Genomic DNA, 15,774 nt, shown 5'->3' with positions numbered 1-15,774 from the left:
ATGCGGTAACCCGGCTACCGCATAACCGCCCAGCGGTGTACCAAAAAGCACGATCGGCGCGGTGCCCTGGAAGACGGGTTCCGCACCGAATGCATTTCGGGGCCAGTCGAGGGGAGGGGCGATGCCGGCGATCGATCGTGCCGCCGCGGCGCATCGCCGGGCGCTGGCGCTGGCGCTGCGGACCGACGGCGTCGACTACGGCCGCATCGCGGCGGCGCCCGATCCGGACGGTGCGGGGTCGCTGTTCCCGAGCGTCGGCGCCGCCCGTCGCGCCGTCGCCCGCGCGCTCCGCGAAGCGGCCGACGATCCCGCGACCGAGCGTCGGCTGCAGGCGTTGCGCCTCGATCGCGCGCTGGCCGGCGCCTGGAGCAAGGCCCAGGCCGGCGACGGGCCGGCGATCGACCGCATCCTTGCCATCGAGGCCCGCCGGTCGCGCCTGCTGGCGCTCGACCTGCCCGAGGCGCCGCCGGCGGACGACGGCGCCGCGGTGCGCGAGGCCGCGGCCGAGGTCGCGCGCCGGCTGCAGCGACTGGCGGCGCTCCTGGCGGGACCGGCGGCCGACGCGCGGCCGGCGACGGAACCCTGCGGCCGCTGCGCCGCGACCTTGCCGGTGGAGGCGTCGGCATGACCCGTTCGCTTGCCGCCGAGCTGGCGATCCGCCCGGACCTCCGCCGGTCGTTCCTCGATGGCCTGTCGCCGGCGGCGCGCGCCCATCTGCTGCACGAGTGGCGCTTCTGGGCGCGGCCGATGCAACTGCCGCCGCCGCCGCCCTGGCGGGTCTGGTTCATCCAGGCCGGCCGTGGCGCCGGCAAGACGCGGGCGGCCGCCGAGTTCGTCCGCGCCGAGGCCGAATCCGGCCGGGCGCGCCGCATCGCCATCGTCGGCGAGACCGCGGCCGACGTCCGCGACGTCATGGTCGAGGGCCCGTCCGGCATCCTCGCCGTGTCGCCGCCCGGCGCGCGGCCGCGCTGGCAGCCGTCGCTGCGCCGGCTGACCTGGTCCAACGGCGCCGTCGCCACCACCTTCGCCGCCGTCGACCCCGAGCAGCTGCGCGGCCCCGAGCACGACCTCGCCTGGGCCGACGAAGTCGCCAAGTGGCCGGACGAGGAGGCCTGGCACAACCTGATGATGGGCCTGCGCCTCGGCGAGGCGCGCTGCATCGCGACCTCGACGCCGCGGCCGCGCGCCTGGCTCCGCCGGCTGCTCGCCGATTCGGGGACGGTCGTCACCCGCGGCGCCACCGCCGACAATGCCGCCAACCTGGCGCCGCAGGCGCTGACCGACCTCGAGCGCCGCTATGGCGGCACCCGCCTTGGCCGCCAGGAGCTGGCGGGCGAGTTCCTGGAGGAAGTGCCGGGCGCCCTCTGGCAGCGCGCCATGTTCGAGCGCGAGGGCTTCCGCGCGGTACCGCCGGATGCGCCGGCGCAGGTCGTGGTCGCGGTCGATCCCGCCGTCACCGCCGGCGAGGACAGCGCGGAGACCGGCATCGTCGCTGCGGCCCGCGACCGCGCCGGCCGCTTCTTCGTCCTCGCCGACGCCAGCGCCCGGCTGTCGCCCGACGGCTGGGCGCGCCGCGCGGTCGCGGCCTACGACCGGCTCGGCGCCGACCGCCTGATCGGCGAGGCCAACAACGGCGGCGACATGGTCGAGGCGGTGCTGCGCCGCGCCGCCGAGGCGATGGCGGCGGCCGGCCTGCGGCGGACTGCCGAGCTCGCCTACCGCCGCGTCACCGCCAGCCGCGGCAAGCAGGCCCGGGCCGAGCCGGTGGCCGCCCTCTACGAGCAGGGCCGCGTCCACCATGCCGGCCGCTTCGACGCATTGGAGGATCAGATGTGCGCTTACGTTCCGGGCGGCGACGGACCGTCGCCCGACCGCGTCGACGCGCTGGTCTGGGCGCTGTCGGCACTCGCCGACCGGCCGAACGCGCCGCTGGTCGCCCCCATCCTGGTCGGGGGCGGCGATGGCCGGCGCTGACCTCGCCGAGATCGGCCGCTCCGGCCTGCGCGCCTGGTCGGGCCTGGTGCGGGAGGAGTTCCTGCCGGAACTGCAGGGCCGGCGCGGCGTCGCCGTCTACCGCGAGATGGCGGCCAACGACCCGGTGGTCGGCGCCGTCCTCTTCGCCGTCGAGATGACCCTGCGCGGCGTGCCTTGGACCGTGGCGCCGGCCGGCCCCGGTCAGGCCGCGGCCGAGGGCGCGCGGTTCCTGGAGTCCGTGCGCGACGACATGAGCCACGGCTTCGAGGACTTCCTGGTCGAAGTGCTGGGAATGCTGGTCCATGGCTGGGCCTGGTTCGAGATCGTGTGGAAGCGGCGCCCGGCGCCGGACGGCCGCATCGGCGTCCGCAAGCTGGCCCTGCGCGGCCAGGACACGGCGCTGCGCTGGGAGTTCGACCCTGCCGGCGGCATCCGCGGCCTGTGGCAGGCGCCGTCGCCGGACGCGCCGCAGCCGGTCTTCATCCCGATCGCCAAGTCGCTGCTCTTCCGCACCACCGCCGCCAAGGGCAACCCCGAGGGGCGCTCGATCCTGCGCAACGCCTATCGTCCCTGGTACTTCAAGAAGCGGCTCGAGGAGGGCGAGGCGATCGGCTACTGGCGGGCCCTGGGCGGCCTGCCGGTCGCCCGCATCCCAGCCCGCTTCATGGCGGCCGGCGCCTCGGCCGAGGAGCGCGCGCTCTTCCACGACTTCCAGCGCATCGTCCGCGACACCCAGGTCGACGAGCGCGCCGGGCTGGTCCTGCCGTCCGACCGCGACGAGCACGGCCATCCCTATTTCGAGTTCGGCCTGCTGGGCGCGGCCGGCGGCCAGTCGGTGCCGCTGCGCGAGGCGATCGTCGACCGCGCGCGCGAGATCGCGATGACCGTGCTGGCCGACTTCATCCTGCTCGGGCGCGACGGCGCCGGGTCCTATGCGCTGGCCCGCGACAAGAGCGACCGCTTCGAGACGGCGGTCGCGGCTTGGCTCGGCGCCATCGCCGGCACCCTCAACCGCCATCTCGTGCCGCGGCTGTGGCGCATCAACGCCCTCGATCCCGCCGCCATGCCGCGCTTCGTGCCGGGCCGCGTCGGCCGGGTGGACGCCGCGACGCTGGCCGGCCTCGTCGAGCGGTTGGCCGCCGCCGGCGTGCCGCTCTTCCCGGACGACGGGCTCGCCCGCTTCCTCCGGGCCGCCGCCGGCCTGCCGCCACCCCCCGATTCCGCACCGGAGACCGCGCGATGATCGACCATCCCTTCCGTCTCACCCTGCCGATCGCCAAGGCGGACGGCGCGCTGCGCACCGTCTGGGGCTGGGCCAGCGTCTCCGTCGAGGACGGCAGCCCCCTGGTCGACGCCGAGGGGGACACGATCGCAACCGACGAGCTCGTCCGCGCCGCCCACGCATTCATGGCGCATTCCCGCCGCGGGGCGGCCGGACATGCCGACGGCGGGGGCGACGCTCCCGCCGTCGGCACCGTCGTCGAGAGCCTGGTGGTGACGCCGGCGATCCGCGAGGCGCTGGCGATCGGCGACGGCCGCGAGGGCTGGTTCGTCGGCATCCGCATCGCCGACGACGCCGTCTGGGCGGCCGTGCTGGCGGGCGAGCTGTCCGCGCTGTCGATCGGCGGCGTCGCCCGCCGCCTGCCGGCCTGAGGGGAGGCTGCCATGACCCATCGCCTCGTCGACCTCGTGGTGACCGAGATCAGCCTGTGCCGCCACGGCGTCAATCCGGCCGCCCGCATCCTCCTCGTCAAGAGCGCCGACCCCGTACCCGACCCCGTATCCGATCCGGCGCCCGACCCGGCGCCCGACCCGGCGCCCGATCCGGTGGCCGATCCGGTGGCCGAGGCCATCGCCAAGGCGGTCGCGGCGCGAGAGGCCGAGATCGCCCTGCTCAAGGCCGAGCGCCTGCGCGGGCAGCGCCTCGCCAAGGCGGCCGCCTGGGGGGCGCTCGGCGTCGCCCCGGACGCCTATGCCGACCATGCGGCGACGATCGCGGCCCCGGCGCTCGCCTGGCTCGACCAGGTGCTCGACCGGGCGGCCGCCGCGGTGACCGAGGCCGACCTCTGGGGCGAGCGCGGCCGCGCCGCCGTGCCGCCGCCCGAGGCTGCGATCGTTCGCCGGGCGCGCGCCGCCCGCGGCCCTGCCGCCTGATCCGATCCGATCTCCCTCCAGCCCGAAGGACCTTCCCATGCCCGTCCTCGCGTTGCCGGCCGCGGCCGGCGACTGGCTCAAGCACGAGTCCGATCCGCGCTACGTGCGCGACCCGGCGACGATCGCCTCCACCGGCAGCGCCCGCATCGTGCCGTCGGGCACGGTGCTGGGCCGGATCGCGCTGACGACGCCGGCCGCGGGCACGGCCGCCGGCGGCAACATCGGCAACGGCGCCCTCGGCACCGTCGCCGTCGGCCCGGGCGCCGAGCCCGGCGTGTACCGGCTGGAGCTGTTCCAGGCGGCCGCCAACGGCGGTGCGTTCGCGGTGACCGGCCCCGACGGCCGGCTCGTCGGCATCGGCCGCGTCGGCGTCGCCTTCGCCGGCGGCGGCCTCGCCTTCACCCTCGCCGACGGCGCCAGCGACTTCGCCGCCGGCGACGCCTTCGCGATCACCGTGGCCGCCGGTTCCGGCAAGCTGGTCGAGCTCGATCCCGCGGGCGCGCTGGGTACGGCCGTCCCGGCTGCCGTGCTGGTCGACCCGGTCGCCGTGCCGGCCGCGGGCGACGCCCTGGCGCTGGTGCTGGCGCGCGGGCCGGCGCTCGTCCGCGCCGACGGCCTCGCCTGGCCGGAGAGCTACGAGGCCGACGACATCGCCGCCGGCCTCGCCCGGCTCGCCCACCTCGGCATCGTCGCCCGCACCGGCGCCTGAGCTCCCCTTTCCGACCGGAGATCCCGACATGACCGTCGTCACCAACCCGTTCGACACCGGCGGCTTCTCGCTGGCCGAGCTGACCGAGGCGATCAACCTGCTGCCCAACCGCTACGGCCGGGTGGGCCAGCTCGGCATCTTCCGCGACGAGGGCGTGACCCAGCGCCAGATCGTGCTGGAGGAAGCGGACGGCACCCTCAACCTGCTGCCCTCGGTGCCGCCCGGCGGCCCGCCGACGCTGGCGAACCGGACCCAGCGCCGGCAGCGCGGCTTCGTCGTCCCGCACATCCCGCACGACGACGTCATCCTGCCCCAGGACATCCAGGGCATCCGCGCCTTCGGCGCCACCGACGCCGCCGACCCGCTGGCCCAGCTCATGGAGCGGCGGCTCGCCCGGATGCGCATGAAGCATGCCCAGACGCTCGAGTTCATGCGCGTCAACGCGCTCCGCGGCCAGCTTCGCGACGGCGCCGGCGCCGTCCTCTACGACTGGCACGCCGAGTTCGGCATCACCCAGAAGACGGTCGACTTCGCGCTCGGCACCACCGGCACCGAGGTCGCCGAGAAGTGCCGCGAGGTGCTGCGGCACATGGAGACGAACCTGCGCGGCGAGACGATGACGGGCGTCCATGTCCTGGTCAGCCCTGCCTTCTGGGACAAGCTCGTCAAGCACGGCTCGGTCAAGGACGCCTACCGCTACTTCGCCGCGACCCAGGGCGGCCAGCCGCTGCGCGACGACCTGCGGCGCGGCTTCCCCTTCGCCGGGATCGTCTTCGAGGAATATGGCGGCACCGTCACGCTCGCCGGCGGCGCGGCCGAGCCGCTGGTCCCGGCGGGCGACGGCATCGCCGTGCCGCTCGGCACCGCCGACGCCTTCGTCACCTACTTCGCCCCGGCCAACCTGATCGAGGCCGCCAACACCATCGGCCTGCCGCTCTACGCCCGCCAGATCGGCCGCCCGGACGGCCGCGGCGTCGACCTGATGACCGAGAGCAACCCCCTCCCGGTCGTCCGCCGGCCCGCGCTCGCGGTCCGCGTCCACACCTCGAACTGAGCCATGGCGCTCCTGGTCGAGAGCGGTGCCGGCGTCGCCGGCGCCGAGAGCTATCTCGCGCCGGCCGACGCGGACGCCCACCATGCGGCGTTCGGCTGGGCCGGCTGGGCCGCCGCCTCGATCCAGGCGCGCGAGGCGGCGCTGCGTCGGGCGACGGCGGCGATCGACGGCCTCTTCGCGGGACGCTGGCGGGGCGACAAGGCGGTGCCCTGGACGGTCAACGTCCTCGCCTGGCCGCGCCGCGGCGTCGCCGACGACGCGGGTCCGATCGTCGCCGCCGATGCCATCCCCCATGGGCTGAAGGTCGCGGTCGCCGAGGCCGCCCGGCTCGAGCTGGAGCAGCCGGGCGCGCTCGCCGAGGCGGGGCGGCGGTTGCGCCGCTTCGCCCTCGGCCCGCTCGCGGTCGAGATGGCCGACGGCGGCGATGCCGCGGGGGTGCCGCCGGCGGTGGCGCTGCCGCTGGCGCCGCTGCTGCGCCCGACGGCGCCGGCGCCGCGGCTGGCGTCGGCATCGCCGGCGGGCGCCGCGGCGTTCCGGGTCGGAATGCACGACGGGGGCCGGCCGTGACGGGCCTGGGGACGCTGGTCCGGGGCCAGGTGCTGGCCATTCTCGCCCGGCACGGCCGTCCGGTCACGCTGGCCCGGCGCACCGGCGCCTTCGACGCGGCCGCGCAGGCGGCCGCGTCCGGCGCGGTCGCCTGCACCGTGCCGGCGCGGGTGCTGCGCCGCCGCGGCCGCGCTGCCGAGATCCAGGTCCATCTCGCCGACGCCAGCCTGGCGGCGGCCGGCTTCCCGGGGGCGCCGCGGCCGGACGACATCCTGACCATCGACGGGGAGGACTGGCCGGTGACCGTGGTCGAGAGCTTCGGTGCCGGCGACGCCACCGCCTTTCACCGGCTGCGGGTCGTGCGATGAGCGCCGGCTTCCGGGCGGCGCTCGACCGCATGGCGGCGGTGGTGGAGGGGCTCGCGTCCGAGGCTGGCGAGCGGGCGGCGGTCGCCGCCCGCGACGCGGCGGCGGCCCGCTCGCCGGTTCGCACGGGCCGGCTGCGCGACGGCTGGCGGCTCGAACCCGCCGCCGATGGCACCGTCCGCGTCGTCAACGCCGTGCCCTATGCCGCCGCCGTCGAGTATGGCGATCGCCACCGGCCCGGACAGCCCATGGCGCGCCCGGCCGTCCTGGCGGCGGCGTCGGCCGTGGTGCCGCGATGAGCTGGCGCCGCGAGCTGCTCGACCTGACGGCGCGATTCGCCGGCGAATGGCCGCTGGTGGAGCCGGCGGTGCCGGTGCGCTGGCCGGGCGATCCGACCCCGCCGCCCGCCTCGGCGCCGTGGCTGCGCTTCGCCGTCGTGCCGGTCGCCGCCCGCGCCGTCGGCTTCGACCAGGACGGCCGGCGGCTCCACCGCCATGACGGCCTGGTCACGGTCGACCTCTTCGCGCCGCCCGGCGCGGGCCGGGCGCGGCTGCTGGAGCTGGCCGACCGGGCCGCCGCCATCCTGCGCGGCTGGGCCGGGCCTGGCCTGCGCTGTGGCGCGCCGTCGCTCGCCGTCGATGCGGCGGCCGAGGGGTGGGCGCGGGCCAGCCTCTCCGTCCCCTTCGCCCGCGACACGCTCTTCTGATCCTGCCGTCCTTTCCGGGAGACCCATCATGACGATCGGCGACACCAGCCGGGTCGCGCTCCGGCTCGTCGAGGAGACGAGCTGGGGGGTGACGCCGGCCCTGCCCATGCGGACGCTCCGGGCCAAGCAGCAGAGCCTCGACTTCAACCTGCGCCATGTCGCGTCCGAGGAGTTCCGCGACGACCGCCAGGTCGCCGACGTCGCCCGCATCGATGCCGGCGCGGCCGGAACGATCGGCATGGAGCTCAGCTTCGGCGCCCCCGACCCGCTGTTCGAGGCGGCGCTGTTCGGCCGTTTCCAGCCCGCGGCCCGTCTGTCGGGCGCCGCCGTCGCGTCGACCGCGACCTATGGCCTCAGCGCCGGCGGCGGCGCCTTCGCGGCCGGGCACCTGCTGCGCGGCGAGGGCTTCGCCGCGGCCGGCAACAACGGCCTGCATCGTGTGACGGCGGCGACGGCGACCATCGTGACGGTCGCCGGCACTCCGCTCGCGGTCGAGGGCTCGGGGGCCGACAAGGCGATCCGGGCGGTCGGCTTCGAGGGCGCGTCCGGCGACCTCGCGGCGACCCCGAGCGGGCTCGCGTCGACGGCGCTCGATTTCACCACCCTCGGCCTCCGCCCCGGCCAGTGGCTGGCGATCGGCGGCGCCGGCGCCGGCCAATCCTTCGCGACTGCGGCGTGCAACGGCTGGGCGCGCATCGCCGCCGTCTCGGCCAATGCGCTCGCCCTCGACCACCGGCCCGAGGGCTGGGCGGCCGATCCCGGCACCGGCCGCACCGTCCGCGCCTTCTTCGGCGAGGTGGCGCGCAACGGCGTCGAGGAGATCAGCCATTCGATCGAGCGCGTCCATGCCGACATCGCCCAGGTGCTGCTGTTCCGCGGCCAGATGGTGCGGCTGATGCGCCTGACGCTGGCGACCGGCCGCATCCTGGAGGCGAGCTTCGAGCTCATCGGCCGCGACGCCCTGCGCGGCGATGCCGGCTTCGGCACCGGCGACCCGCTCCCCGCCGGCACCGCGCCGGTCATGAACGCGGTCGGCGACGTGCTGCTGGTGCGCGAGGGCGGCGGCGGCGCCGGCATCGTCCGCCAGGTGACGGTCGAGTTGAACAACAACCTGCGCGAGGTCAAGGCGGTGGGCGCGCTCGGCAACGTCGCGATCGGCGTCGGCGACGCCGCGGTCGGCGGCACACTGGAGGCCTACTTCCAGGACGGCGCGCTCTACGACAAGTACCTCGCCGGCACCGAGACCTCGCTCGCCTTCGTCGCCGCGGCGGGCGGGCAGGCCTACGTCGTCACCCTGCCGCGGGTGAAGCTCTCCGGCGGCCGCATCGAGGCCGGCAGCCGCAATGCCGACTGCGTGCTGCGCTTCGAGCTCATGGGGCTGCGCGACCCGGCGACCGGCTGCAGCATCCAGATCGACCGCCTCGCCGAGTTCGCCGTCTGAGGAGCCGCCCCATGAAGCTGAGCGACCTTGCGACCGATCCCGCGGCCGAGGCCGAGGGCGTGCCGGTCGAGATCCTGCCGGGCCTCGTCGTCACCGTCCGCTCGACGGCGACGCCCGCCTACCGCAACGCGCAGGCGCGCCTGCTGCGGCCGCTCGCCCGGCTGGTCGGTGCGGGCATGCCGATCCCGGCCGAGAAGCAGGACGAGATCGCCGCCCGCCTGCTGGCCGAGGAGATCGTCGCCGGCTGGCAGGGACTGGCCGACGAGGCCGGCCGCCCGATCCCGTTCTCGCGCGAGGCGGCGGCCGAGATCTTCCTCGATCCTGCGCATCGCCGCTTCCGCGATCTCGTCTTCGAGGCGGCGAACACGGCGGAGACCTTCCGCCGCCGCTTCGTCGCGGACGTCGCAAAAAACTGACGGCGGCGCTCGGCTGGGCGCTCGAGTGGGGCGCCCGGGCCGACCTCCTGGAGGCGGCGGGGGCGCATGCCGGCAGGGTGCCACCGGCACTCGCCGGCCGGCCCGAGGTGGCGCCCTGGGCCGAGCCCTACTGGCGCTGCTTCCTCGAGCTCGCCCGCGAGCGCCCGCCAGGACCGCCGCCCGCCGCCATCTCCCTCGCCGCGCTCCGCCACTGGCTCGACGAGGAGGGCATCGCCTACCCGCTCGCGCGCGGCGAGTTCCGCGAGATCGTCGCCCATCTCGACGACGCCTGGCTCGCCCACGCCCGCAAGGCCGCCCAACCGCCGGAGGACGCTCCGCGATGACCGACGCCGTCCTGGAAATCCTCATCGATCCGACCGGCGCCGAGGCGGGGGCCGCCCGCGCCGTCCGGGCGCTCGACGACATCCGCGCCCGTGCCGCCGAGGCCGAGGGCGGCCTCTCGGACTTCGGCCGCAGCCTCGGCGGATCGCTGGATGCGGCCGCCCGCAGCCTGTCCGCGATGGAGCGGGCGACGGCCGCCCTGCCGGGCGAGGGCTTCCTCGACGGGCTCGTCGCCGGCGGCGCGCGGGCCGCCGACGGCCTCGTCGGCATCCTCGGCCGGCTGGCGGGGGACGTCGGCCGGATGTTCGGCACCGGTGGCGCCCTCGATCTCGGTTCGGCCTTCGCCAATCTCGGCCGGGCGGCGGCGAGCGGGTTCCAGTCGCTGCTGCCGGCCGGCCTCGGCTTCCTCGGGCCGGTGGCGGCGCTGGCGGGCGGGGCGCTCGGCGGCTGGCTCGGCTCGCTCTTCCGCCAGGAACCCAAGGTGCCGCAGGGGGAATATTCGGTCTGGCTCTCCGACCCGGCGACGGCGCAGTACGCCTCGACCCGCTTCCCGTCGGTCACCGACGCGGCCGCCGGCGTCACCACCGACCTGACGCGCCTCGTCGTCGCGCTCGAGCGCCAGTTCGGCGTCCGCCGGTCCGCCGATCCGGGTGCCGCCATCGGCGCCACCCTCAACGAGAAGGAGGGCTTGCGCCTCTTCTACGATGCCGGTGCGGGTGACGGTCCGGACGCGGCGGGCCGCTCCTGGTTCCACGCCGATCCCGGCAACCAGGCGGCGGTGGAAGCGGCGCGCCAGGGCTTCGCCGTGGCGCTGCTCAAGGATTCCGACTGGTCGGCCTGGGGCGCCGAGCTCGGCCAGCGCATCGCGATGCATCTCTCGGGCTCGGCCGCGGCCACGGTCGACGAGCTGATGGCCGACGTCGGCTTCATCGCCGGGTTCGAGGACCAGGTGCGGCGGCTGCAGGCCGGCATCGGCGACTTCGCGCAGTCGATGGCGGCGGCGGCCGAGGCCGCCGGCCGTGCCGACGCGCAGGCGCTCGGCCAGCAGGTCGCCGCCTTCCTCGACAAGACGGCCGAGCTCGGCCTGCCGCTCGATGCCGCGACCGACGGCCTGCGCGCGATGGTCGAGACCATGGCCGGGCTGCGCGCGGCCGCTGCCGAGGAGCCGCTCGGGCGGCTGGAGGAGGGCACCCGTCGGCTCGCCGCCGAGTGGGAGGCGATGGCGCCGGTCCTGGAGCGCCTCGGCTACGATGCCGCCGAGGCGGGCCGGCTGATCGCGGCCGGGCTCGCCCGCGCGGTGGCCGGTCTCGCGGACGATCTCGCCGCCGACCGCGACGGTTTCCTCGCCCGCACGGGGGCGACCCTGGCCGGTCGTGACTACGTGCCGACCGCCGACGCGCTCTTCCGGTCGCTCGGCCTCGACCCGCAGGCGACGCCCGACTTCTTCGCCGCCATCCGCTCGGCGCTGGCGGCCGGCGCGACCGGCACCCTGGCGCGCGAGGACGCGGCGGCGCTCGCCCCGCGCTTCGCCTACCAGTACGACCTGCGGCGGATTCCCGAGACCGCGCTGGCGGCGATCGCCGCCGCCATCGACCAGGTGGCCGCCGATCCCATGGCCGCCGCGGCGCGCACCGGCGGGCCGGCGACGGACGATGCCGCGCTGGCGGCGATCGAGAGCCTCGGCCGCCTGGAGCGCGAGCAGCAGGCGGCGGCGCGCGCTGCCGGCCGCCTCGCCGATGCCCTCGCCGCGGCGGCGGGCGGCCTCGGACGGTTCCGCGACGGGCTCGTCGTCGGCGCGGCCTCGCCGCTGTCGCCGGGCGAACAGCTCGCCGAGGCGCGCCGCCAGGAGGCGGCCGCGCTGGCGCGCGTGCTCGCGGGTGGGGAGGATGCGCCCGAGGCGGCGCAGGCGCTGGAGCAGGCGGCCGCCCGGGTCCAGGAACTGGCGCGCATCGTCTTCGGCGCGTCGGCGCAGTCGGTCGCGGTCTTCGATGCCAGCCTCGCGCGCCTCGGGGCCGGCGAGACGGCCGCCGCCTCGGCCGCGGCCGGGCAGGCCGATCTGCAGCGCGCCGCCAATGCCGAACTGGCACGCATCGCCGAGGAACTGGCGGGGCTGCGCGCCGACCTCCGCGCCGGCGGCGGCACGGCGTCGCCCCCCACCTTCGGCGTCGCCCATCTCGGTCGCGGCGCGGACGAGGCGACCCCCGACTTCCTGGCCCGTCGCTTTCCCAGCTACGACGGCGCGGCGACCGATGCCGCGGCGACCGACTGGCTCGACGCGCCGCATCCGGGCGGCCTCGGGCTGACGCGGCGGCAGTATTTCGCGGCGGCGACGGCGGCCGGCTATTCCGGCGCCTTCGGCGCCGGCGGCCACGCGGCCTTCCTGTCGCCCGGCGGGCTTCCCGACCTGAACCGCTGGATCGCCTTCATCGACCGGCTGCGGCTCGTGACGGACGTGCCGTTCGGCCATTTCGGCGTCCCCTATGCCGATGGCGGGCTCGTCGTCGGCGGCGTCCCCGGGCGGGACAGCGTGCCGATCCTGGCGATGCCGGGCGAGCGCGTCCTTTCGGTCGAGCAGGCCCGGCTCTTCGAGCGGCTGGCGGCCAACCGGAACGGCGGCGGCCTGACGGATGCGGTCGACGCGCTGCGCGTCGCGACCGTCGACGCCCGGTCCGCGGACCGCGACGAATCCCGCCGGCTCGATGCCCGCTTCGCGGCGCTGGAGCGCGGCCTGCGGATGCTCGGATCGGAGCTGGCCGGCCTGCGGGGCGACCTGCGCATGGCGCTCGCCGATCGTCCGGGCGCCGGCGCGGCCGCGGCTGCGGGCCGGCGGCGCTGACCCCCTTTTCCCATTCCAACCACGGAGCACGAACCATGGCGGCAGGCAGCTTCACGCTCTACGGCGCGGCCATCGAGGGCATCGCCCGCGGCCTCGTCGACCTCGACGGGCACAGTTTCAAGGCGGCGCTGGCCGGCTCCGGCTATACGCCCGACGTCGCGGCGCACGCGGCGCTGGCCGACCTCACCAACGAGCTCGCCGGCGGCGACTATGCCCGGGTCACGCTGACCGGGGTTGCGTTGGCGCGTACCGGCACCACCGTCCGGTTCACCTCCGACCCGGTCGATTTCGGCGCCGCCGTCACGCTCACCGCCAAGTACCTCGTCATCTACGACGACACCCACGCCGCCGACGCGCTGCTCGGCTATGTCGACCTCGATACCGGCGGCGGGTCCGCCGCGTCGACCGACGGGCCGTTCGAGGTGTCGCCGCACGCGACGGACGGCTGGTTCACCATGGCCCCCGCCTGAGCCGGCGCCGATGGCCGACCAGCCCGTCTGGAACCCGTCCGACAAGGATGGCGACGTCAGCCTGTCGAACGGCAACCGCACCTGGCAGCAGGCGTCGGGGACGGTGGGGTGCGTGCGCTCCACCGTCGGCCTCTCGTCGGGCAAGTGGCGGGTCCAGCTGACGCAGATCGCCGCCAACGGCAGCGCCTGCCGGCACGGCTTCGCCACGGCCGGCCATGCGCTCGCCGCGGCCCCCGGCAACACGGCCGCGAGCTGGGCGATCAACGGCCAGGGCGCGCTCGAGCACGACGGCGCCACCGGCAGCGATTACGCCAATTTCGCCAACGGCGCCGTCGTCCAGCTCTTCGTCGACATCGACGCCGGTCGGATCTGGTACGGCGATGCCGGCGGCCCCTTCGCCGGCAACCCGGCGGCCGGCACCGGTGCCATGCACAGCTTCACGGCCGGCACGACCCTCTACCTGGCGGGCGGCATGGACGGCGGCGGCTCGACCCGCGGCGGCACGCTGCGCCTCCTCGCGGACTATACGGGCACGCCGCCCTCGGGCTTCGCCGACGGCTGGGGCGGCGGCGCTGTGGGCGTGGTCGCGGCGGCGGGCACTGCGGGCGTCGCCGCCACCGGCCGCGCCGCCGCCCTCCATGTCGGAACGGGCCGGATCCTGGCGGCCGATGCCGGTATCCTCCTTTGGTCGGGGCGGCCGGCGGCGGGGCTCGCGGGCGGCGTGACGGAAGCGGCCGGGGTCGGGCGCCTGCTCGGCGCCGGGGCGGCGGCGGGGCTCGTGGCCGGCCAGATGCTGGCTGCGGCGGCCGCACCCGTCCGCGCCGCCGGTCCCGCGGCCGGAGTCCGGGCCGGCGTCGGCCGCGTCCTGGCAGCCACGGGCGGATCCTGCGCGGCGACCGGCGCCGCCGTCCGGGCGCGCCTCGGGGTTGGGGCGACGGCGCCAGACGGGGCGATCGCCGGCATCGGCCGGCCGGCGAGGCTGCGCTCGGGGGCAGGGCCGGCAGCGGCTGCCGGTGCCGTCCTGATCGCGGGCCGGGCCGTGCGTCTCGGCCCGGCGACCGGCCACGCCGGTCCCGCCGGAACCGGGGGCATCGCGACCAGGGGTGGCGGCGCGACGGTGGTCGCCGGGGCGCCGGTGCGCCGGCCGCGGCCGGCGCCGGGCGACCTCGCGGCGCTGCTCGCCGACCCGACCGGCGACCTCGACTGGGTGGCGGTCGTGGAACCATGGGACGCCGGGGCCGGGGCGACCCGGCCGCTGCGCTGGTCGACGCGGGACTTCACCACCGGCGCCGGCGGATCCTTGCCGCACACGCGCATCCCGGGCCGTCTCGTCGACGTCGAGCTGCGCGCTGCGCTCTGGGCCGACAATGCGCCCTTCGGCCGCTCGCAGCCGGCGACGGGCACCGTGGTCATCGAGAACGCGGACGGCGCGCTCGACGGGCTCGGCACCGAGACGACGACCGGCGGCGGCCGGCGGTGGCATTTCCGGCGGCGTGCCGCGCGCATCCTGGTGGGGCATCCCGCCTGGACCTGGGACGACTATCGTCCGGTCTTCACCGGCGAGATCGAGCAGGAGAGTTTCGCCGACGGCCACCTGACCTTGGCGCTGCGCGATCGGCTGCGGCGGCTCGACCAGCCCCTGCAGGGCGCGGTCTTCGGCGGCGACCGGGTGCTGCTCGCCTCGGCATCGCCGGTGACGGTCGGGGTCGGCCCGCGCACCTTCGTCCTGCCCGACCTCGTGACGAACGGCCAGTTCACCACTTCGCTCACGGGCTGGAGCGCCGGCCTCGGCTGGTCCCATGGGGCGGCCCACGCGGCCAAGACACCGGGCGTGGCGGCCGCCCTCGAGCAAGCGATCGCGACCGTCCCCGACGCCGCCTACCGCATCCGCTTCGACGTCACCTCCACCGCCGGCACCCTCCGCTGCCTCGTCGACGGCCAGACGGTCGGGGACCCGATTGCCGCCTCCGGGACCTATCGGCCGGACTTCGTCGCCACCGCGATCGCGACGCGGATCGCCTTCCTGGCCGATGCCGCGTTCGCAGGGACGGTCGACGCCGTCTCGGTGCGCCCCGAGCCGGCGGCGGCGCCCGGCGATGCCGTGCGGATCGCCCGCACCACCGATCTCGCCGGCACCTGGCTGGCCGGGCAGGTCGCGTCCTGGACCGAATCGTCGGGCACGCTCGTGGTCGAGGTCGCGGAGGCGGTGGGCGAGGGCAGCCATTCCGACTGGTCGCTCTGGCTGCGCCCCGGCGCGGGCGGGGCGGAGATGGCCGGCAAGAACCTGCCGGCCGCCTTCGGCACGGTGCGCCACGCCGCTCCGGCGGCGCTCGGCTCCGTGCAGGGGCTCTGGTTCTATCGTGCCGCCGATACGGCGATCCGCATGGCGGCGTCGGCGGGTCACGGCGTCTTCGACGGCGGCCTGGTGCTGGCGCCGGCCGAGGGGTTTCCGCCGGGTCCCGGGGAGGCCTTCGCCGATGCGGCCGAGGGGCTGCTGTGGCTGGCCTCGCGGCCGCAATACCCACTGACCGCGACCTTCGAGGCTGGTCTGGGCACCACCGCCGCCGGACGCGTCTTCGCCCGACCGGGCCATCACCTGTTCCGGGTGCCGGCGGGGGTCGCCGCCCTGCGGGCGAAGTTGTGGGGCGCCGGTGGCGGCCACGGCGGCGCCGGAGCGGAGGGCAGCCCCGGCGGCGGCGGGGGCTTCGTCGATGCGCTTCTCGCCGTCACGGCCGGCGAACTCCTGGCGGTGGCGGTGCCG

General features: G+C 76.6%; 16 protein-coding genes and 1 pseudogene. All 17 read left to right on the top strand.

Annotation, left to right across the window (positions count from 1 at the left end; all coding sequences use genetic code 11):
- Positions 1-121 precede the first annotated feature (121 nt).
- A complete protein-coding gene (locus ACE3Q3_RS04480) occupies positions 122-628 on the top strand; it encodes a hypothetical protein (RefSeq protein WP_374442495.1) in 507 nt (168 codons plus the stop codon).
- A complete protein-coding gene (locus tag ACE3Q3_RS04475; RefSeq protein WP_374442492.1) occupies positions 625-1,974 on the top strand; it encodes a DNA-packaging protein in 1,350 nt (449 codons plus the stop codon). Before ACE3Q3_RS04480 ends, ACE3Q3_RS04475 begins: the two co-directional genes overlap by 4 nt.
- Positions 1,961-3,217, top strand: coding sequence for a hypothetical protein (locus ACE3Q3_RS04470; protein WP_374442488.1), 1,257 nt, complete (start codon positions 1,961-1,963; stop codon positions 3,215-3,217). The genes ACE3Q3_RS04475 and ACE3Q3_RS04470 overlap by 14 nt, the downstream gene beginning before the upstream one ends.
- Positions 3,214-3,627 (top strand): XkdF-like putative serine protease domain-containing protein, encoded by a 414-nt coding sequence (locus ACE3Q3_RS04465; protein ID WP_374442485.1) that lies wholly within the window; start codon positions 3,214-3,216, stop codon positions 3,625-3,627. The genes ACE3Q3_RS04470 and ACE3Q3_RS04465 overlap by 4 nt, the downstream gene beginning before the upstream one ends.
- A gap of 12 nt (positions 3,628-3,639) precedes the next feature.
- The gene (locus ACE3Q3_RS04460) at positions 3,640-4,128 is read left to right on the top strand and encodes a hypothetical protein (protein WP_374442481.1); all 489 of its coding nucleotides are present in this window, start codon (positions 3,640-3,642) and stop codon (positions 4,126-4,128) included.
- Between the two features lie 37 nt (positions 4,129-4,165).
- Positions 4,166-4,837 carry a head decoration protein gene (locus tag ACE3Q3_RS04455; protein WP_374442477.1) on the top strand — a complete coding sequence of 224 codons (672 nt, stop codon included), beginning with the start codon at positions 4,166-4,168 and terminating at the stop codon, positions 4,835-4,837.
- Between the two features lie 28 nt (positions 4,838-4,865).
- Positions 4,866-5,891: a major capsid protein gene (locus tag ACE3Q3_RS04450; protein WP_374442474.1), complete on the top strand. Its 1,026-nt coding sequence runs from the start codon at positions 4,866-4,868 to the stop codon at positions 5,889-5,891.
- Positions 5,892-5,894: 3 nt separating this feature from the next.
- Entirely contained in the window at positions 5,895-6,458 is a 564-nt protein-coding gene (locus ACE3Q3_RS04445; RefSeq protein ID WP_374442471.1) for a DnaT-like ssDNA-binding protein, read from the top strand.
- Positions 6,455-6,805, top strand: coding sequence for a hypothetical protein (locus tag ACE3Q3_RS04440; RefSeq protein WP_374442468.1), 351 nt, complete (start codon positions 6,455-6,457; stop codon positions 6,803-6,805). Before ACE3Q3_RS04445 ends, ACE3Q3_RS04440 begins: the two co-directional genes overlap by 4 nt.
- Complete coding sequence (locus tag ACE3Q3_RS04435; RefSeq protein WP_374442465.1) at positions 6,802-7,101, top strand: HK97 gp10 family phage protein; 300 nt, start codon at positions 6,802-6,804, stop codon at positions 7,099-7,101. The genes ACE3Q3_RS04440 and ACE3Q3_RS04435 overlap by 4 nt, the downstream gene beginning before the upstream one ends.
- The gene (locus ACE3Q3_RS04430) at positions 7,098-7,508 is read left to right on the top strand and encodes a phage tail terminator-like protein (RefSeq protein ID WP_374442463.1); all 411 of its coding nucleotides are present in this window, start codon (positions 7,098-7,100) and stop codon (positions 7,506-7,508) included. Before ACE3Q3_RS04435 ends, ACE3Q3_RS04430 begins: the two co-directional genes overlap by 4 nt.
- A gap of 28 nt (positions 7,509-7,536) precedes the next feature.
- The gene (locus tag ACE3Q3_RS04425) at positions 7,537-8,949 is read left to right on the top strand and encodes a phage tail tube protein (protein WP_374442460.1); all 1,413 of its coding nucleotides are present in this window, start codon (positions 7,537-7,539) and stop codon (positions 8,947-8,949) included.
- Positions 8,950-8,960: 11 nt separating this feature from the next.
- Positions 8,961-9,365, top strand: a complete 405-nt coding sequence (locus tag ACE3Q3_RS04420) for a hypothetical protein (protein ID WP_374442457.1) — start codon at positions 8,961-8,963, stop codon at positions 9,363-9,365.
- Positions 9,366-9,442: 77 nt separating this feature from the next.
- Positions 9,443-9,709, top strand: a complete 267-nt coding sequence (locus tag ACE3Q3_RS04415) for a hypothetical protein (protein WP_374442454.1) — start codon at positions 9,443-9,445, stop codon at positions 9,707-9,709.
- Positions 9,706-12,543 (top strand): hypothetical protein, encoded by a 2,838-nt coding sequence (locus ACE3Q3_RS04410; RefSeq protein WP_374442451.1) that lies wholly within the window; start codon positions 9,706-9,708, stop codon positions 12,541-12,543. Before ACE3Q3_RS04415 ends, ACE3Q3_RS04410 begins: the two co-directional genes overlap by 4 nt.
- Before the next feature lie 35 nt (positions 12,544-12,578).
- Positions 12,579-13,013 (top strand): hypothetical protein, encoded by a 435-nt coding sequence (locus ACE3Q3_RS04405; protein ID WP_374442447.1) that lies wholly within the window; start codon positions 12,579-12,581, stop codon positions 13,011-13,013.
- Positions 13,014-13,023: 10 nt separating this feature from the next.
- A pseudogene (locus tag ACE3Q3_RS04400) lies at positions 13,024-15,774 on the top strand (hypothetical protein); the annotation flags it as partial.

Source organism: Allostella sp., from assembly GCF_041913585.1.
GTDB lineage: Bacteria > Pseudomonadota > Alphaproteobacteria > ATCC43930 > Allostellaceae > Allostella.
Note: the sequence above shows the minus strand (reverse complement) of the source record. Positions and strands in the feature narration are given on the sequence as shown.

Bases quoted from the DNA above. Each gene is read 5' to 3' on its own strand.
- ACE3Q3_RS04475 (WP_374442492.1), top strand. From the start codon at position 625: ATGACCCGTTCGCTTGCCGCCGAGCTGGCGATCCGCCCGGACCTCCGC.
- ACE3Q3_RS04420 (WP_374442457.1), top strand. From the start codon at position 8,961: ATGAAGCTGAGCGACCTTGCGACCGATCCCGCGGCCGAGGCCGAGGGC.
- ACE3Q3_RS04410 (WP_374442451.1), top strand. From the start codon at position 9,706: ATGACCGACGCCGTCCTGGAAATCCTCATCGATCCGACCGGCGCCGAG.
- ACE3Q3_RS04445 (WP_374442471.1), top strand. From the start codon at position 5,895: ATGGCGCTCCTGGTCGAGAGCGGTGCCGGCGTCGCCGGCGCCGAGAGC.
- ACE3Q3_RS04470 (WP_374442488.1), top strand. From the start codon at position 1,961: ATGGCCGGCGCTGACCTCGCCGAGATCGGCCGCTCCGGCCTGCGCGCC.
- ACE3Q3_RS04460 (WP_374442481.1), top strand. From the start codon at position 3,640: ATGACCCATCGCCTCGTCGACCTCGTGGTGACCGAGATCAGCCTGTGC.
- ACE3Q3_RS04450 (WP_374442474.1), top strand. From the start codon at position 4,866: ATGACCGTCGTCACCAACCCGTTCGACACCGGCGGCTTCTCGCTGGCC.
- ACE3Q3_RS04425 (WP_374442460.1), top strand. From the start codon at position 7,537: ATGACGATCGGCGACACCAGCCGGGTCGCGCTCCGGCTCGTCGAGGAG.
- ACE3Q3_RS04465 (WP_374442485.1), top strand. From the start codon at position 3,214: ATGATCGACCATCCCTTCCGTCTCACCCTGCCGATCGCCAAGGCGGAC.
- ACE3Q3_RS04405 (WP_374442447.1), top strand. From the start codon at position 12,579: ATGGCGGCAGGCAGCTTCACGCTCTACGGCGCGGCCATCGAGGGCATC.
- ACE3Q3_RS04430 (WP_374442463.1), top strand. From the start codon at position 7,098: ATGAGCTGGCGCCGCGAGCTGCTCGACCTGACGGCGCGATTCGCCGGC.
- ACE3Q3_RS04435 (WP_374442465.1), top strand. From the start codon at position 6,802: ATGAGCGCCGGCTTCCGGGCGGCGCTCGACCGCATGGCGGCGGTGGTG.
- ACE3Q3_RS04480 (WP_374442495.1), top strand. From the start codon at position 122: ATGCCGGCGATCGATCGTGCCGCCGCGGCGCATCGCCGGGCGCTGGCG.
- ACE3Q3_RS04455 (WP_374442477.1), top strand. From the start codon at position 4,166: ATGCCCGTCCTCGCGTTGCCGGCCGCGGCCGGCGACTGGCTCAAGCAC.